The sequence below is a fragment of the Salinimicrobium oceani genome (genome assembly GCF_012037645.1).
Genome location: NZ_JAAVJR010001319.1, coordinates 1 through 327, shown reverse-complemented (window position 1 = coordinate 327; position 327 = coordinate 1). Strand labels below are relative to the sequence as shown.

General features: G+C 36.7%; 1 pseudogene. It reads right to left on the bottom strand.

What is annotated here, in order from left to right:
* Window positions 1-327: pseudogene (locus HC175_RS22010) on the bottom strand (hypothetical protein); the annotation flags it as partial.

Below are 327 nucleotides of genomic sequence, written 5' to 3'. Positions count from 1 at the left end.
GATTTCCCTTTGATTAGTCCGTAAACCTTATTGTTGTCTGCTCTGTATTCAATTGATGTTTCTGAACAACTCCACAAGAAAAAATCCGTCTCCTTTTCGTTTGGCATATCCGTTAATGAATATTTCGATAAAGTAGGTGTGAACAAATATGTTTTTCCAGTTTCGAAATTTCTAACTCCGGATCGGCAGTCAGCACCGTCAGAGGCGAATATTCTAATAATTTTTCTGGTTTCTCTTCCTTTTATTACTTCTAATATTTCCAGGTCTATAGATTCATAGAAGTCCGTTTCGTTGTCGTATTCACTTTTGAAGGTTTCTTCTACCGCC